General features: G+C 56.1%; 20 protein-coding genes and 2 pseudogenes. 8 read left to right on the forward strand and 14 right to left on the reverse strand.

Annotation, left to right across the window (positions count from 1 at the left end; translation table 11 throughout):
- Window positions 1-16: 16 nt before the first annotated feature.
- Together SKA53_RS15730 and SKA53_RS10540 are read left to right on the forward strand one after the other, a co-directional pair.
- Entirely contained in the window at window positions 17-547 is a 531-nt protein-coding gene (locus SKA53_RS15730; protein ID WP_242601257.1) for a tyrosine-type recombinase/integrase, read from the forward strand.
- A complete protein-coding gene (locus SKA53_RS10540) occupies window positions 547-1,857 on the forward strand; it encodes a hypothetical protein (protein WP_007206120.1) in 1,311 nt (436 codons plus the stop codon). The genes SKA53_RS15730 and SKA53_RS10540 overlap by 1 nt, the downstream gene beginning before the upstream one ends.
- Window positions 1,858-1,997: 140 nt before the next feature.
- On the opposite strand, the gene SKA53_RS15585 is transcribed toward SKA53_RS10540, so the two are convergent.
- Window positions 1,998-2,171, reverse strand: coding sequence for a hypothetical protein (locus SKA53_RS15585; protein WP_007206121.1), 174 nt, complete (start codon window positions 2,169-2,171; stop codon window positions 1,998-2,000).
- 141 nt (window positions 2,172-2,312) lie between these two features.
- Here SKA53_RS15585 and SKA53_RS10545 point away from each other — a divergent pair, with 141 nt between their 5' ends.
- The 5 genes and pseudogenes from SKA53_RS10545 to SKA53_RS15260 all read left to right on the forward strand — a co-directional run.
- Window positions 2,313-3,872: a primase-helicase family protein gene (locus SKA53_RS10545; RefSeq protein ID WP_110549027.1), complete on the forward strand. Its 1,560-nt coding sequence runs from the start codon at window positions 2,313-2,315 to the stop codon at window positions 3,870-3,872.
- A 979-nt stretch (window positions 3,873-4,851) separates the two neighbouring features.
- Entirely contained in the window at window positions 4,852-5,046 is a 195-nt protein-coding gene (locus SKA53_RS10560; RefSeq protein ID WP_007206126.1) for a hypothetical protein, read from the forward strand.
- 100 nt (window positions 5,047-5,146) lie between these two features.
- Window positions 5,147-6,391, forward strand: a complete 1,245-nt coding sequence (locus SKA53_RS10565; protein WP_007206127.1) for a tyrosine-type recombinase/integrase — start codon at window positions 5,147-5,149, stop codon at window positions 6,389-6,391.
- A 298-nt stretch (window positions 6,392-6,689) separates the two neighbouring features.
- A pseudogene (locus SKA53_RS10575) lies at window positions 6,690-7,622 on the forward strand (IS5 family transposase).
- A gap of 56 nt (window positions 7,623-7,678) precedes the next feature.
- Window positions 7,679-7,825 (forward strand): annotated as a pseudogene (locus SKA53_RS15260) (pseudouridine-5'-phosphate glycosidase); the annotation flags it as partial.
- A 76-nt stretch (window positions 7,826-7,901) separates the two neighbouring features.
- Here SKA53_RS15260 and SKA53_RS10580 read toward each other — a convergent pair.
- From SKA53_RS10580 to SKA53_RS10615, 8 genes are all read right to left on the reverse strand, one after another.
- On the reverse strand, window positions 7,902-9,059 hold the full coding sequence (locus tag SKA53_RS10580) for an MFS transporter (protein ID WP_040482926.1): 1,158 nt from the start codon (window positions 9,057-9,059) through the stop codon (window positions 7,902-7,904).
- Window positions 9,060-9,289: 230 nt separating this feature from the next.
- On the reverse strand, window positions 9,290-10,198 hold the full coding sequence (gene purU, locus SKA53_RS10585) for a formyltetrahydrofolate deformylase (protein WP_110549028.1): 909 nt from the start codon (window positions 10,196-10,198) through the stop codon (window positions 9,290-9,292).
- Window positions 10,164-11,585 (reverse strand): L-serine ammonia-lyase, encoded by a 1,422-nt coding sequence (locus SKA53_RS10590; protein ID WP_007206133.1) that lies wholly within the window; start codon window positions 11,583-11,585, stop codon window positions 10,164-10,166. The genes purU and SKA53_RS10590 overlap by 35 nt, the downstream gene beginning before the upstream one ends.
- A 3-nt stretch (window positions 11,586-11,588) precedes the next feature.
- Entirely contained in the window at window positions 11,589-12,863 is a 1,275-nt protein-coding gene (gene glyA / locus SKA53_RS10595; RefSeq protein ID WP_040482927.1) for a serine hydroxymethyltransferase, read from the reverse strand.
- A gap of 78 nt (window positions 12,864-12,941) precedes the next feature.
- Window positions 12,942-13,472, reverse strand: coding sequence for a sarcosine oxidase subunit gamma (locus SKA53_RS10600; RefSeq protein WP_040482928.1), 531 nt, complete (start codon window positions 13,470-13,472; stop codon window positions 12,942-12,944).
- A 13-nt stretch (window positions 13,473-13,485) separates the two neighbouring features.
- Window positions 13,486-16,488: a sarcosine oxidase subunit alpha gene (locus SKA53_RS10605; protein ID WP_007206136.1), complete on the reverse strand. Its 3,003-nt coding sequence runs from the start codon at window positions 16,486-16,488 to the stop codon at window positions 13,486-13,488.
- Window positions 16,485-16,784, reverse strand: a complete 300-nt coding sequence (locus tag SKA53_RS10610; protein ID WP_007206137.1) for a sarcosine oxidase subunit delta — start codon at window positions 16,782-16,784, stop codon at window positions 16,485-16,487. Before SKA53_RS10610 ends, SKA53_RS10605 begins: the two co-directional genes overlap by 4 nt.
- Before the next feature lie 12 nt (window positions 16,785-16,796).
- Complete coding sequence (locus tag SKA53_RS10615) at window positions 16,797-18,050, reverse strand: sarcosine oxidase subunit beta family protein (RefSeq protein ID WP_007206138.1); 1,254 nt, start codon at window positions 18,048-18,050, stop codon at window positions 16,797-16,799.
- 129 nt (window positions 18,051-18,179) lie between these two features.
- Here SKA53_RS10615 and SKA53_RS10620 point away from each other — a divergent pair, with 129 nt between their 5' ends.
- Window positions 18,180-19,175, forward strand: coding sequence for a GlxA family transcriptional regulator (locus SKA53_RS10620; RefSeq protein ID WP_007206139.1), 996 nt, complete (start codon window positions 18,180-18,182; stop codon window positions 19,173-19,175).
- Window positions 19,176-19,224: 49 nt separating this feature from the next.
- On the opposite strand, the gene SKA53_RS10625 is transcribed toward SKA53_RS10620, so the two are convergent.
- From SKA53_RS10625 to SKA53_RS10645, 5 genes are all read right to left on the reverse strand, one after another.
- Entirely contained in the window at window positions 19,225-20,799 is a 1,575-nt protein-coding gene (locus SKA53_RS10625) for a BCCT family transporter (RefSeq protein ID WP_007206140.1), read from the reverse strand.
- Between the two features lie 72 nt (window positions 20,800-20,871).
- Window positions 20,872-21,993, reverse strand: a complete 1,122-nt coding sequence (locus SKA53_RS10630) for an ABC transporter ATP-binding protein (protein ID WP_007206141.1) — start codon at window positions 21,991-21,993, stop codon at window positions 20,872-20,874.
- On the reverse strand, window positions 21,993-22,787 hold the full coding sequence (locus tag SKA53_RS10635; protein ID WP_007206142.1) for an ABC transporter permease: 795 nt from the start codon (window positions 22,785-22,787) through the stop codon (window positions 21,993-21,995). The genes SKA53_RS10630 and SKA53_RS10635 overlap by 1 nt, the downstream gene beginning before the upstream one ends.
- Window position 22,788: 1 nt before the next feature.
- Window positions 22,789-23,634, reverse strand: coding sequence for an ABC transporter permease (locus tag SKA53_RS10640; protein ID WP_040483269.1), 846 nt, complete (start codon window positions 23,632-23,634; stop codon window positions 22,789-22,791).
- A 74-nt stretch (window positions 23,635-23,708) separates the two neighbouring features.
- A complete protein-coding gene (locus tag SKA53_RS10645; protein ID WP_040482929.1) occupies window positions 23,709-24,827 on the reverse strand; it encodes a polyamine ABC transporter substrate-binding protein in 1,119 nt (372 codons plus the stop codon).
- Window position 24,828: the final 1 nt, after the last annotated feature.

A 24,828-nucleotide genomic window follows, 5' to 3' on the forward strand; every position in this document is an offset into this window, starting at 1 on the left:
CGCCTGCCCATGAGCGATGCCCAGCTGGAAGCCCTGCTGCAGAGTATCAAAGCAACCCCGAGCCTATGCCCTGCTTATCACCCTCGCAGACAGCGGCGCCCGCCTTGCAGAAATCGTCGGGCTCGAGGCAAACGACATCGACCACGAGGCTGGCTGCCTGCACATCCGCCACAACACGCTCCGCCGCCTGAAGACCAAAACGTCAGAACGCACGATCCCGCTGTCCCCCAGAGCCATAGCGTGCCTCAAGCACCAGCAAGCGCAGGCCCTCGGCACAGACCCCATCTTCCCACAATATGCCCGACCAAGGGGGAGTGATGCGGCGTCCGCCATGCTGATGAAGCGGCTAAGGACACAGATCAGTGATCCCAAGGTGACTATCCACTCGCTCCGCCACCGGATGAAGGACAAGCTGCGCAATACTGGCTGTCCTGAGGCCATCTCCCTGGCCATCCTGGGTCACAGCACCAACACCGTCGCTGCGAACTATGGCTCAGGCTATGCCCTAGAGGTCATGCGGGAGCAGATGGAGCGGGTGTGGGGATAATGCAGAGGCACGAGGATATTTTATCACCTGAGAAAGCCCGAGCGTTTAACCCGTTCCTGTGTGCAATCTCCGATAAGCTGAAGGCGCTTATCGTAGAAGTGCAAAAACAAGTGAGCGGCTATGAAGCTTATTACAAGACCCGCGAACGCGTGCGTAGACCAGCAGATCAGATCACCTTTGAGCGAACAATTGAGGCGATCCTGTGTGACCTTTGTGCCGTTACGCTTGAGCCGCAGCACAACAGCCTACACCTCCCGCTGAGTAACAAAATCCTGCGAGCGAAGTCGCGGTACAAAGGCATCGCCCTTGGCAAAACCCTCCCAGACATTCTGAACATACTGTCAGCACCCGAGATGGACTTCGTTGTTGTCGAGAAAGGCCATAGCAACTTCAAGATTGTCGATGAAGATCTGAACATGGCCTTTGCGGGGGGACGACAAACCATCCTGAGGGCAGGACAAAAACTGCTCTCACGCATAGAGCGCTTTGAGATCACAAAGGATGACCTAGGCCATGCGTCCGAGGAAGAGGTGTTGGTGCTCCGTGCGCCCAAGCGTCATGCGGCCAGCATTGCAGAGTATGAGGAATATGAGGACAATCAGGCGACCTTAGGTCTGCGCAGGCAAATGACCGGTATCAATGCGTGGCTAGGGGCTGCGGACATCAGCTGCAGTTACCCAGACGCGAATGCTGCGCAGCGCCGCCTCCGCCGCATCTTCAATAACTCGGACTTTGCGCAGGGGGGCAGGCTTTATGGTGGGTTCTGGCAGTCGATGTCCTCAGATGAACGACAAGAGCATATCAGCATCAATCAGGATGCTGTGGTGGAGTGTGACTACGGCCAGATGAACATCTTGCTGTTGTATGCGGTCGCGGCAGCACAAGACCACCTGCCTCCAGGTGACCTCTACGACCTGTCGGAATATGGTATCCCAGTGAGCTGTCGTCCGGGCATCAAGAAGGTGATGCAAACGGTCATCAACAGCACGGTACTGCCCAGACGACTACCAAAGAGGTCTCGCAAGCACTTCCCTCCAAGGATCAGCCTCGGGGACATCCTCGCAGCCATCCAGGAGAAGCACCCAATGATCTTCCCGCTAATGACCTCAGGGATAGGCATGCAGCTGTTCCGCACAGAAGCCGATATCCTTGTAGATGTCCTCGAAGCTCTCAGGTCGAAAGGTATCGTCGCCCTCCCCGTCCATGATGCTGTTATTGTTGCTGATGAAGACAAAGACACAACACGGACGATCATGAAGGCAGTCTTCAAGGATCACACAGGGATCACCCCTCAGGTCACCCTAGGGTAGGACCCTGGGGGTTAGGTATGTTTGTGATGAACAACATAAGAACAATAACACCCTAAAGGGACCCTCTAAGGCTCCTCATATAGGGGACCCGTATGGCAGGCCATGTCAGATGCTCCACAGTAACAGATCCGAAAATCTGACTAGACCACTATCATGCTTGCCCCATGCACGACGCGATAGATGTCTAGTTTGAGGGCTAGAACTATCAGCAGGGATACCACAGCAACGCCACAAAGCCCCTCGAAAGAGCGAAATAGGGACATCAAAACGATCATGATCTCGAGTTCCAGATCCAGGGCGTCAACATAGCTCATGGAATACGTCTAATGTTCCGCCGTCATAAGAAAGTTAGAACATGAACGCTTGGCGTTTGAACGGATTTGACGTTAGGCTAAAATGACCAGCAGGGGTTGCAAAAATCTCTGTACTAGAGGCCGCATGAAAGAGCAGAGCTTTTGTCGAAAGAATTTGACCCCTTACCGGACACAAGTGCCGAGCGCGACATCGAACGGCATGAAAGGCGATCCGCACAAGGTCTCGATTATTTTCCTTTCAAAGACGGTCTCGGTCGCTTCTATAAACTCGGACCTGAGGTTCAATATACAAGAGACGATGCTGACGAAGTGCTACGTATCGTATCCTCTTGGTACGTGAAAAAGAACAATGCTTATTATGACGTAGAAAACCTGCAGGTGAAGTATCAGCCGCATGATATTAAGCAAGTGATTGTGCAACGAATGGTCGAAACCTTCCCGTTATGGCAATTAAGTGATCAAGGGTGGCGAGATTTTTTTAAAATACTCCTTGATCCACCGGTAAACAAGTTAAACCCGGAGCGCAGCATTGCTGTTTGGTCAGGAAAACAGGTATTTATTCCGCAAAACGATCAAAAAGTCATATTTGAAAAGGGAACAGCTACGATCAATACTTGGTCGCGTCCCATCTATCGCAAAACGGTTGGGGTTGAAGCTTCTGCGTTCAATGATTTCATCGAATATGTAATTCCCAACGATGCAGAACGAGACGTTTTTCTAGACTGGTTGGTTTGGGTTCTGCGGTATGAAGCCCAAAAGCCGGCATGGGCCATCATGCTTTATTCAGAAAAGCAAGGTACGGGTAAATCTACACTAGCTGAAGTTTTAATAGAACTATTCGGAAGACTAAATACTGGGCGCGTCAACGGCGTTAACAAACTTATTGGTCGCTTCAATAAAGAGGTCCTAGAAAATAAATTGGTTATTGTTGAAGAGGTCGAGGTCAAACGCGGCTCACCCCAAGCAAATGCGATTAAAAGCTTGGTGACTGAAGATAGCATAATGGTCGAGGCCAAGCTCATGCCTGTCTATGTCCAGCAGATCCACTGTGCCTTCCTTATGACCACAAACCACTTACCTCTTTGGCTAGAAGAATCCGATCGGAGGTTTTTCATTCTGAACTTTGATCACCATGGCTATGCTAATGGCGGTAAGGACTACAACAGATTTACCAAACTAGTGGGCGCGGTAAAGCTTCAAATCAAAAAACCAGAAGGGGTAAAGGGTATCTATGATCAACTGATGCGCCGCGATGTACCACAAGATTTTGGGCTTAAAGTAGACATTACAAAACATCGCACTGACATCATGGAGAGATTACAGGATCTCGCACCTGACGCTGCTAAGCAAGTGCTAGAGGAAACGCTAAAAGATAAAAACATTGTCTTCGTGCCAATGAAGTTAGCCCATCAACTTATTAATAAAATTACACCTAGAGAGATAAATGCTCAAACACATATTTTCAGCGAGCTAGGCTGGCGAAAGGGGAAGTTTGCCTGGGATGGCGGGCCACAAAACCGTGCTTGGTATCTGGTATTGGATGAAGACAAACTGCCTAACCGTGGTAAAGTATATACTCGGAATATGACAAGTCCTAAATGTGATTTTGGCTGGTCGACTATGGCATCTCAGGTGGATGCGGTGCGTACCATTTTACGGTTAGAAGAAAAAAACAAAAGTGAAGAATTCTTGAGAGTATAAGAGGAGTGATACGCATAAATGAGAACACGATTGACGACTGGCTGCTCAGTGCTCAAAGAAAATTAGAGTACTGGGAGCCCGATATATTTTTTGAAGAACTTCGCACTCCCCGACGCGACGCCTATGCGTCAACATTTCAGCGACCGGAAGCGGCTCTAGAGTTAATAAAAGATAAGCTTGAAGCTGCAAAGGTTCGCGCACCGAGGCCCTTCCATATAATGAACATTGAGGCGCCTGGAGGGTGTTGGGAGTTGGGCACACAAATCAGCCCTGATTTAACTACATTTATGGCGCCTAATGGGCATAAAATAGACACCGAGACATATAGGTTCGTTTACCTTCTATGCCATGCAATTGTGGTCGATGAGCACGATGTTGTTCGCCACCAATGCAACAATCGAGCATGTATACGACCAGATCATTTACTCTTGGGCACACAGGCGCAGAATGTTCTGGACGAAGATCGGCGTAAATATGCTGGGCATACATCTCAGGGACGCGGCCAAGCCTTAGATGCCCAGGTCAAAAAGCACTTGCAGCGTCGACCTGATCCTTTCGTGGTTGAGCCACTGGCCCACGATGAGACCACAAAGCCCTCAGACCAGTGGGATTAGATCAACCAGAAATCTGTCTGATGTGGATGTTGTCTACTTGTCTGTCTGTCTAGTTTGTACTGGTCTCCGTCCCCCCAGGAACTGAGCAAACCTGGGCATCTATGATGATACCAATCATCATGGAGAACGATCATGTTTACGACCTTCACGGCCCTTGCGCTTGCAGGGGGCGGGCTTCGGCTTGTCTTGCAGTGGCAGCTGAAACGCCGATGGCAGATAGCTCTGAGTGTACCCCAAGCTCTGGCTGGGGCTCTCGTGGTTCTGGCAGGCCTGCCCGAGTTCCTCAAACCCATCCCCTTCCCTATCCCACTCGGCCTCACGCTTGGCCTGCTGTTGCCTGACCTTGTGCTGACGCGGAGGGGGTTATGACAGACTGGCAGCTCAAAGAGGACGACGTGGTTGTCCTACGCCCCCTCGATGACATCCCCGAGCACCTATTCCGGGTCTTGGACGTCTATGACGACTGCATCACCGGCTACTCGCTGACAGGACCTCTCGAAGGGATCTACGGCGAACCCGGTCTAGAGCTGATCCTGCGGGTCCACTCGCGCAGCACCTGAGGCAATCAGGGAAGGGGTTAAACCCTGACCCCTGTTGATCCCACTCACAAAAACCCAATCACACCATCAAACTGGGGCTATTGCCCCGCTAGGAGACATCATGTCCACACAGATAAAGTATGCCTACAGGCGGCATAACACATGGATCTACCGCCGCACCTACCCAGTCCAGTTACACGACATACTGGGGTCCTCGCTCAAGCGGTCCCTGCATACCGCTGATGCCAAGGTTGCGGCCAAACGGGTGGCAGAGCTGAACACCACCTTTGAGGCGATTGTGCTGGAGGCACAGGCCAAGCTGGCTGACGGTGTACAGTCAGGTGAGCCCCCTCAGCTTGCCATCGCCGTTCCGCGTTACCAGCGGGCCCGGCTGTTGGGCGAGCAACCGGTTCAGGAGGTCGCTGCCGTCTACTTGGCAGAGGTCTCCGTCCGCCTGCGTCCGGGCAGCTACAAGTCAGTCCGCTTTGCTTTAGAGCTGCTGACCTCACACGTGGGAGCGCGCAAACTGGGCGACCTGAACGATACGCTGGGCAAGGAGGTGCTTGGGTATATAGCACGGCTCTCTCCCAACATCCGCAAGTACAGCCAGGCACAGGGGGCGTCGCTGGCAGAGCTGGCCACATTGTCGGAAGAGCACGAGGGAATATCCCTGACGGCCCAAACCCAGCGGCGCATCTGGCGACAGTTACAGCAGTTCCTTGACTGGTGTGTTCGGTCGGGGACCTTGGAGGCAAATCCTTGGGACGGGCTTGCAGTGAAGGAACGGCCAGAGGTCCGATCCCACAGGGTCCTGACTGACGCTCAGGTCTCTCTGCTCCTCAACACGAACGACAGGGTGCTTCACAGCGCCCTTCTTTTTTGTCTGCTCACTGGGATGCGCTCAGGGGAGGCCTGTGGGCTCTTGGCAGAGGACGTCAGCACCAAGGGCAACCTCGGGCGGTTTGTGCAGATCCGGCCTAATGCTGTGCGGTTACTCAAGTCCAAAGCAGCAGAACGGGAGGTACCCCTGCATCCGGTGCTGGAGACCCTCTTGGATACCACCTTGCCAACCTCAGGTAGGCTGTTCCCGAACCTCAGCGTGGACAAGGTCGTCAAGCGCTATGCCTACCTCCGCAGGCAGCATCCTGAGCTCGGCAGCACCGTGTTCCACTCAACCCGCAAGTGGTTCATCACCCAGTGTGAACGCACTGGTGTTCCTGAGCACTTCACAGCCACCCTCGTTGGCCATCAGTCAGCGCGGTCCGAGAACAAGCTCACCTATGGTCTCTACTCGGCTGGCATCAGTGACACCCAAAAGCGGGAGATCATCGACCAAATCAGGCTGCCTCAGGACGTGCTGCTATGAGCGCCCTCCGTATCCCTGACATCGAGGCCTTCGAGGAGCGGGCTGCCATCGCTGAATACGATGGAGGGCTGACAAGGCTGCAAGCCGAAAGCCTCGCTGCAACACAGCAGGGCTTTGCCTCAGCTGGTGCGTACTGGCGATGGCTCGCTGACTATGTAGTCAACCGAGGGCTTGGTTAGACCGCGAAAAAACACCCCCGTCCGGCTTCCCTTCGCGGGAGGCCGGGCGGGGGGCTTTGTTGCACAAATCCTATCATGAGGGGATTCACTGTGTGAATCCAGCGTGGTAGCGGGTTGCGATGAGCAGCTGGACACCGACGACGTACAAGACCCGGAACTGGGCAGAGTACAATCATTGACTTAAGCAGCGGGGATCGCTGTCGATCTGGTTTGATCCAGAGATGTCATGGGAAGCAGAGGCCTCTGGACGCCGTGGGCGTCAGAAAACCTACAGCGATGCAGCCATCCAAGCCTGTTTGACCCTCAAGGTACTATTCGGCTTGCCCTTGCGGCAGACGACCGGGTTTGTGGAGAGCTTGCTGAAACGGGTTGAGCTGGACTGGTCGGTGCCGGACTTCAGTACCCTGTGTCGGCGTCAGAAGACGTTGTCCGTCGCCATCCCTTACAAGGGATCAGCAGGACCACTTCACCTGCTTGTCGACAGCACAGGCATTAAGGCTGAAGGCGAAGGAGAGTGGAATGCCCGCAAGCATGGCGGTCCAAAGCGCCGCTTGTGGCGCAAGATCCACATTGGGGTCGATGAGGAAACGCTGGAGATCCGCGCGATCGAGGTGACGAGTAGCAGCATTGGGGACGCCCCGATGCTGCCAGACTTGCTCAGCCAGATCCCACCTGATCAGGAGCTTGGCAGCGTCACGGCGGACGGAGCATATGATACACGCAAATGCCATGATGCGATTGCGGCACGCAATGCGCACGCCGTCATACCCCCGCGCAAGAACGCTAAGATGTGGAAACCTGACACAGCAGGAGCGAAAGCGCGTAACGAAGCAGTGCGATCCTCAAAGTATCTGGGTCGTGCTTTGTGGCGAAACCTGACTGGATATCACCGCCGGAGCCGCGTTGAGACAAAAATGCATTGTGTGAAACTACTCGGTCAGCGCCTCTCGGCGCGGGACTTCGATCGCCAGGTTGCAGAGATCCAGATCCGTGCCGCGATCCTAAACGGCTTCACAGCTATTGGCATACCGCGTACGGTGGCCGTAGGCTAAATCCGTCCGGAGTCAGGGGAAACACGTCCCCAAGAGGGTTTGTGCAACAAAGCCCGCGGGGTATATCAGGCAAAGAGGTGACGCCGTTCCTGCTACAACGGATCTTCGAGCTTTCGGGCGGGCAGAGCCTCAAGGCCAACATTGCTTTGGTCGAGAACAACGCGTGGCTGGCCGCCGAAATAGCTGCCGCCTTTCACACATGATTTCCGCCATCAGCAACTACCAAAACGGACAAACGAAAGACATCAACGCAAAGGTGGTCAACTCCAGAGAGAACGCCTAATTCAACGATCGTCGAAGCGCCAATGTTGCCTCAATCAAGGCAAGAGCAGCGACAAACGCCAAAAGTGGCCAGGTGCCCAATTCTACGATAAACCAGCCTGCAATCAGCGGGAAACCGAATATGCCAATAAAATAAGTGAGCGCAAAGAGCTGTAGGGTCTGTGCACTGAGGTGCTCATCGGCATCGTTGGCTGTCACAGTGACAAGGAGCGGATAGGATATCCCGTAGCCAACCGCAAAGAGAACAGCCACCAACATGTACAGCGGAAAACTTGCGCCGCTGAAGATGAATATCACGACGCTGATAGACATCACATATAATAGCACTGCAATCGTGCGATACGGGTTTGTTCCACCCTTGAAACGCGACAAAATCAAACGAAAAACCACAACTGTAATGGTATAGATCAAGAAGAAACTGGCGTAATTAAGGCCCCTTGCATCTGCGAACACCGTTTGAAAATTGATCATTCCAGCGAAGACACTGGCCCCGAGGCAGATCATCATGATCGGCAAGAACGAGCGCGATGCGATGACGCCCGACAAAGCGGCGCGTGTGATCCTCGAAGGCAGTTCGGCCCGCGGGTTGATCGCGTGTGCCTTGATCGGGCGATCGAGAAACAAAAACAGGATGGCACTGACGATGCACAGGGCCGCAGTCACGAAAAATGCATGGCGCACGGAAAATCCGGCACCTTCAAGGACAGCTGCCAGGACAGGGGAAAGACCAAAGCCTGCCATGACGAACACCGAAAGGAGGGTAAAAAAGCGTACGCGCATGTCCGCGTTGACAAGCCTCGACAGTACAACCGGACCGAGCGAATAAGTGAGCCCCCACCCAAACCCCAACAAGAGGCTGGCCACGACCAAACTGATCCCAACGACATCAACAAAGCCATAAAGAAAAAGGGAAACGGATATCGCAATGCAAGCCCCGCTCAACGTGCGCTGTCGTCCAAAATAGTCAGACAGATGACCCGAGAAGTAGACAGTCACGATAGTTGAGATCGTCGTCGCAAAAAGCATGCTGCCCACGACTTTTTCATCAGCCCCGAAACTGTCAAACAGCCTCGGCAGCATAAAGGTGAGGCCATATGCTCCAGCTTGCAAAAAGATGGCCGTGAAGAATAAAACGTAGAGATATCCTCGCGACATTTTCACGATCCTAGAGAGTACTTCTTTGCATGGTAATCAAGATGTCAGAATTTCTGACCAGTTTTTTTTCCAGATTGCCTGGACTCCGATGATCTGGAATTCCGGATTCATTCCGTTTCGTTGTTAAGTCTTCGTTTCTTTGACCAATGCCACCCGAGCTATGTCATCGCAGCGGGCGGCGGGTCTGCGCAACGCAGTGCTGTATGCGGCACTGTGATGTTCGTCGGCGGCTACGTAAAAACCAGCGTGCGCTGCCCGCTCAGCATGACGCGTCCTTCAAGGTGCATCTTGACAGCGCGCGCCAGAACCCGCGCTTCGATATCACGGCCGACCGCCACAAGATCGTCCGGGGTCATGGAATGGGCGACCCGCTCAGCCTCCTGCTCGATGATCGGCCCTTCGTCGAGGTCGGCGGTAACATAATGCGCCGTGGCCCCGATGAGCTTGACCCCACGTTCATGCGCTTGGTGATAGGGCTTGGCCCCCTTGAAGCTGGGAAGGAACGAGTGGTGAATATTGATCACCCGCCCCGATAGCGCGCGCGAAAATTCGTCAGACAGCACCTGCATGTAACGCGCCAGAACCACCAGATCGGCGTCTGTTTCCTCGACCAGCGTCAGCAGTTCCGCCTCGGCTTCGGCCTTGGTTTCACGGGTTACAGGCAGGTGGTAAAAGGGCAAACCTTCGTGTTCCGCGATGCGGCGCGCATCTGGATGGTTCGAAACGATGGCCACGACTTCAGCATCGAGCCAGCCAACACGAACTTGGTACAGAAGATGCAGCATTGCGTGATCAAAGCGCGACACCATGATGAGCAGGCGCGGCTTGCGTGCCGTATGGCGGAGGTTCAAATCCATATCAAACTGCACCTTGATCGGTGCGAGCGCGTCGAGGATGCGGGTCTCATCGCCGTCCTCTGCCAGAAACGCAACGCGTAGGAAAAAGCGATCACTCTGGCGATCCCAGAACTGCGCGGTCTCGACGAGATTGGCCCCCTGGGAGGCCAGCGCGGACGTCACCGCCGCCACGATCCCCGGTGCCGCGTCGCAGGATAGTTTCAGGATGAATTGTGGTTCGGATGGCTCCCGCAAAACTGGATTTGGCTCAGCATTCCGGCAGGTTGACAGCAAGGCCTCCAAGGCTCGTCTCCTTGTATTTGGTGTTCATGTCTTCGCCGGTCTGGCGCATGGTCTCGATGCAATTGTCGAGCGGCATGAAATGCGTACCGTCCCCACGCAGCGCGAGACTTGCAGCGCTGACCGCCTTTATGGCCCCCAGACCGTTGCGTTCGATGCAGGGCACCTGCACCAGCCCAGCGGCGGGATCGCAGGTCATGCCAAGGTGATGCTCAAGCGCGATTTCAGCTGCGTTTTCAATCTGTTCATTTGTGCCACCAAGTGCTGCGCACAGTCCGGCTGCTCCCATGGCCGAGGCGCTGCCAACTTCGGCCTGACAGCCACATTCCGCCCCAGAGATCGACGCGCGGTGCTTGATCAGCCCGCCAATGGCCGACGCCGTCAGCATCATCGTTTGCACACCGGCATCAGTGGCCCCGATGCAGTGGTCGCGGTAATAGCGCACGACCGACGGCACGACACCCGCCGCGCCGTTGGTGGGCGAGGTGACAACACGGCCCCCGGCGGCGTTTTCTTCGTTCACGGCCATTGCGTAGACCGACAGCCAGTCATTGGCGACATGCGGCTGGCTGCGGTTGTTTCCGCGTTCCGCCAGAAGCTGTTCGTGCATCGCTTTGGCGCGCCGCTTGACGCTCAGCCCACCGGGCAGAATGCCGTCTATCCGAAGGCCGCGGTCGATAACGGCGTTCATCACGTCGCAGATACGGGTGATCTGACCAGACAGCTCGCGTGGCTGGATGTTCTGATGGGCGCATTCATTCGCGCGTTTCATCTCAGCGATGCTCTTGCCCGATGCGCGGCCCATCTCCAGCATCTCGGCTGCTGATCCGAAGGGATAGGGATAACCCATCGCGTCCTTCTCGGCGTGCAGCGTCTTCGTCTTGGCGGCCTTTTCGGTCTCAAGCTCGGCCTCGGTCACGACAAATCCACCGCCAACCGAATAGTAGGTCTGCGTCATGTAGGGATTCCCGCGTTCGTCGAACGCGCTCAGTACGAGCCCGTTGGCATGGCCCGGCAAAGGTGGGCCAAAATCAAACACAAGATCGCTCTCGGGGTCGAAATCGAGCGTACCCAGCCCCGGCGGGCTGATGCGTTTGATGCGGCGGACTTCGGTCTCAAGTTCTTCGGCAGCATCGGGATCAAGCGAGGCAGGCAGATACCCGATCAGCCCGAGGATGACCGCGCGGTCCGTTCCGTGGCCCTTGCCCGTAAAGGCGAGCGACCCATGAAGTGAGGCCCCCAGGCGGGTCAGCGTGCCCGCTCCGGGAATTTTTTCGGCCCCGCCGCGCAGATCGTCGAGGAAACGCGCGGCAGCGGTCATCGGCCCCATCGTGTGCGACGAAGAAGGGCCGACACCGATCTTGAAGATGTCGAAAACCGACAAGAACATGACTTACACGCCGTCAGTGTAGATCGGGTGGGCTTCACAAAGCGCGCGCACCTCTTCCAGCACCGCTGCCTCGACAGCGGCGTCGCCTTCAGGATTCGCCGACAACGCGTCAATCACCATGAGAACCAATTCACCCACCTTGCGGAATTCGGCCTCGCCAAAGCCGCGCGTCGTGCCTGCGGATGTGCCAAGGCGCACGCCGGAGGTGACAAAGGGTTTTTCAGGATCAAACGGAATGGCGTTCTTGTTGCAGGTCAGCCCTGCCCGTTCGAGTGCGATTTCCGCCGCCTTGCCGGTCACACCTTTGGGGCGCAGATCGACCAGAACCATGTGGCAATCGGTGCCGCCCGACACCACGCCCAGTCCGCCCGAAACCAGCACCTCAGAAAGCGCACGTGCATTGGCAATCACATCCTTTGCATATTGCTTGAACGAAGGCTGTAGCGCTTCGCCAAAAGCCACGGCCTTGGCCGCAATCACATGCATCAGCGGGCCGCCCTGATTGCCAGGGAACACGGCGGAGTTGAACTTCTTGGCCAGTGCTTCGTCATTGGTCAGAATGATCCCGCCACGTGGGCCGCGCAACGTCTTGTGCGTAGTCGAAGTCACGACATGAGCATGCGGCACCGGATCAGGATATTCGCCCGCCGCGATAAGGCCCGCGTAATGCGCCATGTCGACCATTAGATAGGCACCGACTTCGTCGGCAATGGCGCGGAATGCTGCGAAGTCCATGTGCCTTGGATAGGCCGACGCGCCCGCGACGATCAGCTTTGGCTTCGTCTCAAGCGCGACTTTGCGCACGTTGTCCATGTCGATGAGTAGATCGTCCTTGGAGACCTCATAGCTGACCACATCGAACCATTTGCCCGACATGGTGACGGGCGAACCGTGCGTCAGGTGCCCACCATGCGCGAGGTTCAGCCCCATGATCCGGTCGCCCGGTTTCAGCAGGGCAAGGAACACGGCCTGATTGGCCTGCGCGCCGGAATGCGGCTGTACGTTGGCAAAACCCGCGCCGAAGAGCTCTTTGAGACGGTCGATGGCGATCTGCTCGACAGTGTCGACATGCTCACACCCGCCGTAGTAGCGACGACCCGGATAGCCCTCGGCGTACTTGTTGGTAAGCACCGATCCCTGCGCCAGAAGCACATCGCGGCTGACGATATTTTCAGATGCGATCAGTTCGATCTGGGTCTGCTGACGGTCAAGCTCAAGGCTGACGGCATCAGCAATGGCGGTGTCGGTGATGCGGGTGGTTTTAGCGGAATCGAGCATGGGATGGGTCCTTTCAGACATAAGGAAGGGGTCGCGCCCTTTGTCAGGGCGCGTCAATTGTACGGTTGAGGTCGGGCGTTAAAGACCGATAGCCAATTCGCGCGCAGCGATTTCAAGCAGGCCGTGCACATGCGGAAAGAACGACCGCCAGACTTCAATGCGGAAAGCGTCTTCGCCATCGCGGATCAGCACAACTTGGGCATAATCGAACACCGTCCGCTTGGCGCTGCCGTTGGCCATGCGCGACAGGTCAAGTGGGCACGCCACGGACAGCAAATCCAAGGCAGCAGGACCAGTGACGCTGATGGTCAACTCACGGTCCGAGATCACCACAAGGCTGTGTGGTGTCTTTTCGCGCACAGCGTTAAAGGCCGCGACAATCGCCTGCTGGTCAGCCTCTGCGGCGTGTAGCAGCCACTCGTCAGGACCAATGCAATAGGCTGCGCGATCCCCGTTCTGTTCGCCCTGCCCGATCTTGGTGGGCAAGGTCAGGCCAAAAGCCTTGGAGACTGTCGCCAAATCGGCAGGCGCGATGCGCAGGTTAAAGCGCGCCACTGGTGGCAGTACAGAAACCGATACCGCGTCAAAAGATGTCACCGGAGCATTCATGATCTTGTTCTCCTCATTCGACCTTCAGGCGGTCGCCCGCGGGGTCATAAAAAACGGTTCCTGTAACCTTAGCTTTAACGATCGCGCCATTCTCGGCTGGGATGTGCAGGGTGTCATCCATCCGATCGAACCCGCCCTCGACCACCGCCATCGCGATGGAGCGGCCCAGCGATTCCGACCAGTAGGATGACGTCACATGCCCGATCATCTTCATGGGCTTGGGCTGGTTTGGGTTGTCCACGATCTGTGCGCCTTCGACCAGAACGGTTTTGGGATCCTCGGTCAGAAGGCCGACAAGCTGCTTGCGGTTCGGCGCCACGATGTCGGGCCGGTCGAGCGATCGTTTGCCGACGAAGTCGGACTTCATCTTGCCAATCGCCCAGCCGATACCCGCGTCCAGCGGTGTCACCGTGCCATCGGTGTCTTGACCAACGATGATAAAGCCCTTTTCGGCGCGCAGAACGTGCATGGTTTCAGTGCCATAAGGACAGATGTCGTATTTCTTGCCCACTTCCCACAGCTTTTCCCAAAGCGCGCGGCCATGACGGGCGGGCACGTTGATCTCAAAGCCAAGCTCTCCAGTGAAGCTGATCCGGAAGAGCCGCGACGGGAAACCGGCGACTGTACATTCACGCACCGACATATGCGGAAACGCTTCGGCGGAAATATCCGCGCCTTCGACAAACGGCTCTAGCACCTTGCGCGCGTTCGGACCGTTGAGTGCAATGGTCGCCCATTCCTCGGTCGTGGAGGTCAGCCAGACCTTGAGATCGGGCCATTCCGTCTGGATGTAATCCTCCATCATGTTCAGCACACGCGCGGCACCGCCGGTTGTTGTGGTGACGTGAAACAGATCATGGCGCATACGGCCAATGACACCGTCATCGCGGATGAACCCGTCCTCGCCCAGCAGCAGACCATAACGTGCACGCCCTACACCCAACTTGGTCCACGGATTGGTGTACATCCGGTTCATGAACTCGGTCGCATCGGGGCCGGAGACCTCGATCTTGCCGAGGGTGGAAGCATCGAAAATGCCCAAGGATTCACGGGTCGCCTTGCATTCGCGGGCCACGGCCTTGTGCATGTCCTCGCCCGCTTTGGGGAAGTACCATGCCCGCCGCCAAAGAGCGACCGGCTCGAACTCTGCGCCATTTTCCTCGGCCCAGCTGTCGATCGGCGTGCAACGTGTCACCTCGAAATGGGTACCTTTGTGATAGCCCGCGAACGCCCCGAATGTCGTCGGTGTATATGGCGGTCGGAAGGTCGTGAGACCCACTTTCGGCGCCTCTTTTCCAAGCGCGTCGGACGCGATGGTCAGACCGTTCATGTTTGACAGTTTGCCCTGATCGGTCGCCATGCCGTTGGTGGTGTAGCGTTTGACATGCTCGATGGATTTCATGCCTTCACGCACGGCCAGACGAATGTCCTTGGCGGTCACGTCATTCTGGAAATCCACAAAAGCCTTGGCTTTGCCGGGGTTGCGGTCGGTGGGCAGTTCCTTTTGAGTTATGCCGGTGCCGGTACGATCTTCAGCAACTTCGTAGGTTGCGCTGCCCGCTTTGCCACCGAGCGACTTGACCGCATCCATGCCAGCCTTTGTACCATCGTCAAGCGCGGCAGCGATGCCCCAGAGCCCGCGGCCGGCACCTGCGATATGCACGTCTTCGGTTTTGTGGCCCGGCAAATAGACCTTGGCGTCCGCATCCCAATCGAGTGAGCCTTTGGTGTGTGAGAAAAGATGCAACGAGGGCGTCCACCCGCCGCAGACCAGGACCGCGTCGCAGAACAGCATATGCCCGGCGCCGACCTTGCCGTTGCGCACAGGATTGACGCGCAAAGCGCTGACGCGCAGGCGACCCTTTGTCCCTGTGGCCGTGTATCCCAGATAGGTTTTGATCCCACGGGCCTTCGCCGCATTCTGTAGCGCTTTTGGCAATTCATTGCGCGTATCGACAATCGCAACCACGCTTGCGCCTGCGTCGGCCATGTCGAACGCGCTGTACCACGCGCTGTCATGGCTGGTCAGGACAACAGGTTTCTTTCCGACCAGCACGCCAAAGCGGTTGAGGAACGTCTGTGCGGCCCCGGCCATCATCACGCCGGGCGTGTCGTTGCCATCAAAGACCATCGGACGTTCAATCGCCCCCTGCGCCAGCACAACCTCTTTTGCGCGCACCCGCCACATCCGTTCGCGCGGTGCACCGTCGGGCACATCGCCCATGTGATCGGTCAGTTTCTGAACCAGCCCGATCATGTTCTGATGGTAATACCCCATCGCAGTTGTGCGCGTCATGCGACGGACGTTGGGCATGCGGTCAAGCTCTGCCATAGCACCCTCAAGCCAATCCCAAGCGGACTGTCCGTCGATCGACACAGAGGGTTCGGACAGGATCGTGCCGCCCATTTCCGAGTTTTCATCCACCAGAACCACCTTGGATCCTGCGCGCCCAGCGGTCAGCGCAGCAGCGATGCCTGAGGGACCAGAGCCAACAACCAGCACGTCGCAGTGCATATAACGGCTTGCATAGATATCGGGATCGACCTCGGTTGGGGCTTTCCCAAGACCGGCCGCCTTGCGGATGATCGGTTCATAGACGCTGTCCCAGAAACTGCGTGGCCACATGAAGGTCTTGTAGTAGAAACCCGCCGAGAACAGCATGTAGAGCCGGTCATTGATCGCGCCCAGATCGAACTTGAGTGACGGCCACTTGTTTTGGCTCTCGGTTTTCAAACCGGGGTAGATTTCCTGGATCGTGGCACGCGTGTTCGGCTCGAACCGGCCTTTGCCACGGGTCGTGCCGATCAGCGCGTTGGGTTCTTCGGAACTGGCTGTGACCACCCCGCGCGGGCGGTGATACTTGAAGCTGCGTCCCATCAGGTGCACGCCATTGGCGAGCAGCGCCGAAGCGACCGTGTCGCCCTCAAAGCCCTGAAACGTCTGGTCGTCGAATGTGAACTTGATCGGCTTGTCCGTGTTCACACGGCCTCGGCCTTTTACGCGAAAATCGGTCATTCTGCAGCCTCCAATGTGGTGGTGTCGGGGCGGGCCTCACCTGCCTTGTAGGTGGTCAGGAAACGGTCACTCACCGTGTCGCGTAGCGCGTTGAAGAAGCGGCCGCATCCATTGATGTGGCGCCAGCGTTCGGCGTGAACGCCTTTGACGTTGGTGCGGATAAACAGGAAATCGCGCCATTCCTCATCACTGAGTTTCGATGGATCAGCGGGGCGTGCGATATGTGCCTCGCCAGCATAAGAAAATTCCAGCTCGGGAAGCGTATCGTCGCAGTAGGGGCAGTGAATCAAAAGCATGGGTCTGTCTCCTCAGTGAGCAACGGCGGCTGCGGCGGCTTCGTCGATTAGACGGCCGGTGGTGAAGCGCTCAAGCGTGAACGGCGCGTTGATCGGGTGCGGTTCGTCTTTGGCAACCGTCCAAGCCAGTGTATGCGCTGCGCCCGGTGTGGCCTTGAATCCCCCCGTGCCCCAGCCGCAGTTGACATACAGCCCTTTGACCGGCGTCTTGCCGAGAATCGCCGATCGGTCTGGCGTCACATCGACAATCCCGCCCCATTTACGCAGCATCCGCATGCGGTTGAAGATCGGGAACACCTCGCAAATGGCAGCCACGGTGTGCTCGATCAACGGCAAACCGCCGCGCTGCGAATAACTGGTGTACTGGTCCGTGCCAGACCCAATCACTAGCTCGCCCTTGTCGGACTGGCTGATATAGGCATGCACGGTGTTTGACATCACGACGCACGGGAACACAGGCTTAATCGGTTCGGAAACAAGCGCCTGAAGCGGATAGCTTTCGAGGGGCATCCGCACACCCGCGCTCTCCATCACGACACTCGTGTGACCGGCTGCGGAGACCGCGACCTTCTTGGCCTTAATGAAGCCCTTGGCGGTATCTACGCCCTCGACCGACCCGTCGGGCGCGCGCCGGATCGCGATGACCGGGCAATTCTGGATGATGTCGACGCCGCGCTTGGCTGCAGCCCGTGCGTAACCCCAAGCGACAGCATCATGCCGCGCGGTGCCAGCGCGCTTTTGCAACGCAGCGCCCATCACCGGATAACGCGCATCAGGCGAAATGTTCAGCGGCGGACAAAATTCCTTGGCCTGCTGCGGGTTCAGCCACTGGTTGTCGACGCCGTTAAGACGATTGGCGTGGATGTGGCGCTGGAATGACTGCACGTCATGCACGTTATGCGCCAGCATCATCACGCCGCGCTTGGAATACATGACGTTATAGTTTAGCTCGGTCGACAGGTTGTCCCACAGATCCAGAGCGTGATCGTAGAGCTTTGCGCTTTCATCATATAGGTAGTTCGAGCGTATAATTGTCGTGTTGCGCCCAGTATTGCCCCCGCCAAGCCAGCCTTTTTCGATGACTGCGACATTCGTTATGCCATGTTCCTTGGCCAAGTAGTAGGCCGCACCCAGACCATGGCCCCCTGCCCCGACGATGATCACATCATATTCGGCTTTGGGTTGTTTGTCGGGCCACTGTTCGGGCCAATTCTTGTGGCCGCTCAGCGCGTTTTTTAACAGCGAAAAGCCGGAAAAATGTGTCATTTTAGGTAGCCTCGAATCTATATGGAACCTGTCCTCCTTTTGGTCGCATATCACCCCATTTCGACATTGTATTTTTACGCCAAAAACATAGTATATCTGCGTCTCGGGACGCTTAATGAAGAGGTCTAAATGGAATCCAAACCCGTTCTCAAAATTGGGTTCATCCTGGCACGGAGATTTACCTTGTCAGCTTTCGCAAATTTTGCGGATGTCCTGCGATTGGCGGCAGATGAGGGAGACCGCTCGCGCCCGATACGGTGTTCATGGCGCATCGTGTCTGCGACAATGAACCCGGTGGTTTCCAGCTGTGGCATTCCCGTGCACCCCGATGAACGCCTTGGCGACCCAGAAAAGTTCGATTATGTGGTCGTAGTCGGCGGGTTGATCCCCGCCATTCAAGACCTCAATCCTGACTACATTGCCTATCTTAAACGTGCGGCGCTGGCTAACGTGCCGATTGTTGGGGTCTGTACCGGCGCGTTCATCCTTTACAAAGCAGGGTTGATGGAAGGATATCGCTGCTGCGTGAGCTGGTTCCATCACAATGACTTTTTGGAACAGTTCGAGGGGCTCATTCCGGTGTCCGATCAGATATTCGTGGTTGACCGCAATCGCCTGACCTGTTCCGGCGGTGTTAGCTCGGCGCACCTCGCCGCCTACCTGGTGGAGCGGCACATTGGGTCGGCGGCAGCACGCAAAAGCTTGAATATCATGATCATCGACGAAGCGCAGACGCCCGAAAATCCTCAGCCTGGTTTACCGCTTGAATTTGCCACGTCGGACAAGCTTGTCAGGAAAGCGTTGCACCTCATTCGCCAGAATGTGGCCACACCGATGACGGTCGATCGGCTATCAGAACGCTTGAAAGTCAGTCGTCGGATGCTGGAGCGCCATTTCATAGAGGCGCTTCAAATTTCGCCTGCAGAGGTAGGCTTGTCGGTCCGACTCTCAGTTGCGCGTCATCTTTTGAGTGGCACTGATACCTCTATCACACAGATTGCCGCGGCAACGGGATTTTGCGATGCATCGCATTTCGGCAAGGTGTTTCGCACCCGCGAAGGCGTTCCCCCGGATGCCTGGAGACAGAAAGATCGCGCGACTGCTGCGCGCGATCTTTTGGCTTGAAAATGACCGCGTCCGGCGGGCACTTTGCCACCCGCCTAAGACGCGTTGCTCAGTTGGTCTCGCCGAGCTCTGCCGATGCTTCTGTTTTGTGCTCAAGCGACAGGCAGCGAACGATGGCGACGCACATCAGAACCATGATTATCGAGAACGGCATCGCGGCAATAATCGCCGCCGTTTGCAAGGTGCTCAGCGCCGCGCTGCCGCCTACGATCAGTAAGACCGCAGCCACGACGCCTTCAAAGGTGCCCCAGATCAAGCGGTGACGATACATCGGGTGCTCATTGCCTTCACTCAGAATCGTGGCCACGACCAGCGTGCCAGAGTCCGACGACGTGACGAAATAGGTCGTCACCAGGATCGTTCCAAGCACACCCGCGATCACGCCGATCAAGCCGACATTCATGGCCTCAAAGGTTGCGAAAAGCGCCATGGACACATTTGCGCTGACCGCATCGGATACGCCGCCCGGCCCAAATAGTTCGGTCCACAACGCCGTGCCGCCATAGGCCACGATCCAGACGAAAGACACAAGCGAGGACACCCCAACAACACCGAAAATGAATTCCCTCACGGTTCTGCCCCGAGATACACGCGCGACAAACACCCCAACAAACGGCGCCCAGGATATCCACCAGCCCCAGTAGAAGGTTGTCCACCAGCCCTGCCACATGTCGCTCCAACGGGCCGCTTCGGCGGGCACGCTTTCGACATAAACGTTGAACGAAAACAGGCTCTTTGCGTAAGACAACGTGGCATCACCCAAGCTAAGCATCAGATACCGCGTCGGCCCCCAGGCAAAAAAGAAGATCAATAGGACGATGGTCAGCCACATGTTGACCTGAGACAGCCACTTGATGCCCCGGTCCAAACCAGAAAGAACCGAACACAATGCAACGGCGGTGATGACAGCGATTAAGACAAGCTGGACTGCATCCGAAATCGGGACGTCCCAGATATGGTTCAGACCCGCGTTGATCTGCGTAACTCCTAAGCCAAGCGAAGTAGCGATGCCGAAAATAGTCGCGAATACTGCAATCACATCGATCACGACGCCGAGCGCCCCTTCGACCCGATCCCCAAACAGCGGGTAGAGGGTGTAACGAATTCCTAGCGGTTTTTTCAGGCGATAGCTGACAAGACAAAGAGCCAGTGCGACTATGCAATAGATTGCCCAAGCGTTTAGGCCCCAGTGGAAGAAGGTTACCTGAAGCGCCATATCCGCCGCTGCTTGATTGCCTGTGCCTTCAGCAAACGGCGTGCCCCCGGCATAATGGAACATCGGCTCGGCGATCGACCAGAAGATAATGCCAATCCCCTGCCCAGCAGCATAGAGCATGGCGAACCAGGTGAAGTAGCTGTATTTCGGTCGCTCATCCGCATCACCAAGCCGGAGAGAGCCATATTTGCTGACGGCAATCGCGATCAAAAAGACGAGAAAAACACCCGATAGGACAACGTACCACCAGTTGAAGTAGAAGGTAACGAATGTCCGGGCTGAATCAATCCAATCTGCCGAACTGGCCGGAAACGCCAGCACCAGAAAGACGAAAAGCAGTATGACGCCCGCCGAAATTAAGGACGAGTACGGATTTACGCCTCTGAAGACTCCAGATCGAATAAGCATGATAACCGGCCCCGTTGTTCGAATTGATTGCGCGGATCGTAATCTCACGCGCGCGCTGATGTTAGACCAAACTCACTTGTTCTCGCCAGGCAGCACGTGACAGCTTCCGGATTCCCAATGCACGACCACTTTCGAGCCGGGATGCAGATTGAGCACCGACAATTCGTCATGGCTTTTCTGTACTTTAAGCTCTTGGCCGCCAGCGGTCTCGAGAAAGACCATTGCCGTGCCGCCAATGAATTCCTCACCTGCAACGCTGGCCTCTATCCCGGGTTGACCACTGTCTGGCAAGCTCAGTTGCATGTTCTCCGCGCTGACGATGAAAGTGACCTTTTGACCCTGCCTGGCATCCGGCCGCTCGCTCTTTGGCAAGATGGTCTCTCCACCCTCATAGGCGACCTGCCAGCCATCTGCACCGGCCGGGCCCTGAACCACACCATCAAAGATGTTGGCCGAGCCCAAAAACTCCGCGACAAAGCGATTGTAAGGCTCGCGATAAATTTCTTCAGGCGTTCCGATCTGTTCGATCTGACCCCGGCTCATGATGACCACACGATCGGCCATGGAAAACGCTTCTGACATGGAGTGTGTCACATAAACAAATGTAATCCCCAGATCCTTTTGCAGATTTGACAAGACAGCCTGCATGCGCACTTTGAGGTGTGCATCAAGCGCCGAGAGAGGTTCATCCAGCAGCAGGATCTTCGGCTCGGTCACCAAGGCACGGGCCAAGGCCACACGTTGCTTTTGACCGCCAGACAGCTGATTGATGTTGCGGTTCGCAAACTCTGTGATCTGCATCTTCTCAAGCCACTTTTCCGCGCGCTGCCGACGTTCCTCTTTGCCGACACCCCGCATCTTGAGCGCAAACTCGACGTTTTCCTGAACAGTCAGAAACGGGAACAAGGCCAAAGATTGCCAAACCATCGGCGTATCGCGATCCCACGTGGCTTTGCCGTTCACCTTCTCGCCATCAAGATAGATTGCGCCTTCAGTGGGATCTTCCAAGCCTGCAAGCATACGCAGCGTCGTGGTTTTGCCACAACCAGATGATCCCATGATGGCCAGGAACTCTCCGCGACCAATCTCGAAATCAGCTTTTTCGACTGCAGTGAAGTTTCCGAACCGCTTTACGACGTTGTCGAACTTCACGATCGCTTCTGATTGCTGTTCCATTTGTGCGTTCGCTTTCATTATTTTTCCTCCTCCGGGCTGCGCAGCAGAAGCTGGGCCAGAATGATCAGTGTCATTGAGCTTAGGAAGGCGAGTGAGCCGATGGCGTTGATACGCGGGCTGACCTGACCTTGCAGGAAGCCGAGAATCTTCACAGGCAATGTTTCGTTGAGGCCTGACACGAACCACGCGACCGCAAATTCATCGAACGAGACTGCCATGGTGATGAAGAGCGCGGCAAAGATCGCAGGCTTGGTGAACGGGATGATCACATAGCGAAGAGTCTGCCATTGATTGCCGCCCATGTTCCACGATGCCGCCTCAAGGTCAGGGTCCATCTGCGACAGGCGCAAGCGGATGATGGCCATTGCAAACGGGCTGCACATCACACCATGCGCGATGATGACGGAAATGGTCGTACCGGACAGGTTAACACGGCTCAGGAAGGCCAGCATGGCCAACCCCATGATCACGACCGGAATGGTCGGTGGCAAAAGTGCAAGAGCTACGTAGACGGATTTACCGGTGAAGTTGTACCGGAAATCCGTATACGCCCCGCCGAAGCCCAGGATGGTTGCAATGACAGCGACGGTCAGCCCCACGACCAGCGTATTGCCGAAGCCCTGCCAAACCAGCGGGTCTTCCCAGATCAGGCGGTACCATTCGGTCGAGAACTCGCCCAGAGGCAGCGACGGGAAGCGGTCGGAGTTGAGCGAGAATACAAAGCTTCCGGCGATCGGGGCAAAGATGAACAGCAGGCAAAGCACGATGTGCAGTTTTAGCAGCGCGTTGATTATGCGGTTTTCGTTACCCATCTTATTTGCCCCGCTCTTTATACGCATAGGTGACTGCCGCGAATGCTGCGGTGAGCAGCGTGATAATCATCATGATCGCAACCACCGCCGCGCGGGGCCATTGCTGACCGGATTTGGTGAAATCGGTGATCATGATCGACAGTGTCGGAGGGTTGCCGCCCCCAAGATACAGCGGGCTGACGAAGTCTCCAAAACTGAGGATAAATGCAAACAGCGCAGCGATCACAAGACCCACTTTGGCTGATGGAACGATCACCGCAAAAACCGTCCGCAATCTACCACAGCGCAGGTTATGCGCAGCCTCGATTAGGTCGCGATTGACGAAGTTCAGGCTGAATGTCTGCAGCAGAACAACCAAGGGCAAAGTCAGCGTCACCATGCCCACGATGATCCCAAATGCGTTGTTCAACATCGGGAATGGCCCAAGACCAATATACGCGAATGCCGCGTTTATGATGCCCGCATCAGACAGGAAGACCTGGAGCGAATAGACCCGGACAAGATAGCTGGTGAAGAACGGAATGATGAGAATAAAGATCATCCACCGCTTGGCTTTCTCACTCATCTTGAATGAAATCGCATAGGACGCCGGAAAAGCGATAATGCTGGTGACCACGGCTGCCGTCGTAGCAAGGACCATGGTCCGGAAATAGGCGTCCCAAAACACACCACGTGACAGGACACGCTCCCAATTTCCAAAGTTGAGGTCGGGCGTCATCTGAAAGTTGCGCACTGTCCAGAAACTGATCGCGACCAGAAACAGGAGCGGAAAAAGAAAAAACAATAACTGCCAGAGCAGCAGCGGCATCGACAAGATCAATGAAAAAAGTGTTGGTCGCTTGGTCATATCAGATCCCATAGCTGAGCAATCGGGCGTCTTGTTGGGGCGCAAAGAACCATGCGCCCCAACTCAAAAGCGCCTTACGCGCCTTTGTAGTCGGACCAAAAATCATTCCAGTCTTCGAGGCTCTGCTGAACCGGAAGCTGACGATACTGGATCAGCCCTTCACGGATCATGTCCATCGCATTGCGCTGTCCCAGAACCATGTTTTGGCGCTGTGCCTCGGCGGGATTGGTCTCATTGAGCACGCGCCATCCTGCCTGCGAGGGCACGATAGCCGGATAGGCTGCCATGTCAGCAGATTTCGCCTGGCCTTCCGGGGAGGTGATGTACTGGATCCACTTCTTGGCCATTTCCTGATTTTGTGAGCCTTTGCCGATCGAGAAGCTCTCGGTCCACTGCAAGCCACCTTCCTTTGGAATGACGCTGCGTACCGGACTGCCGTTCTTTTCCAGGGTACCGGTGATCCAGTCACCAATCCCTGCAAAGGCCAGCATTTGCCCGTTGTCGAGCGACGAGAAGGTGCCGCCATAATCGAAGAAGCCGCCAGCTTGACGGCGCAGGCCCATGGTATGCTCCTGCACTAGTTCCCAAGCCGCTTCGTCGATGTCGTAAGGCGATGAATTGCCGACATGGAGGCTCATCTGACCCAGGTTGGGCAGGTGCCAGTCAAAATGGCCGAGCTTTCCAGTCAACCGCTCGTCTGCAAAAAGATCGTAGCTGGAGGCCTCTTCTTCGGTGAAGGCATCCGTATTGTAGGCTACGCCGAGGAAGCCAAATCGCGTAATAACGGAATAGAGCTTGTCGTCCTGCCAATGGCCAGGGAACTTCTGGAATTCGGGGAAGAAGTCGTCAAAGGCGTAGTCAGCCGGATCCAGCTCTTCGATATAGCCAGCAGCGTTAAGCTGCTGCACATATTCGCCATCTGACAGGATCACATCAAAAGTACCACGCGGGGATTGCGCAATCAGGCCCAGCATGTTGTCACCGCCGGTGTAGTATTTAGGCACGAACTTGACGTTGTTGGCCTCTTCGAATTCACCAACGATATCGGGCTCTGCGTGACCATACCAAGCAAGCATCGACAATTCGGTCGTTTGCGCCGCGGCACGGATGGACAGGAAAGGCGTAGCCAAGGCTGCGGCACCTGTCATCTTCAGCAGACTGCGGCGACTTGGTCGGATCAATTTAGTGGACATC

This window comes from Yoonia vestfoldensis SKA53 (genome assembly GCF_000152785.1).
GTDB classification, from domain to species: Bacteria; Pseudomonadota; Alphaproteobacteria; order Rhodobacterales; family Rhodobacteraceae; genus Yoonia; species Yoonia vestfoldensis_A.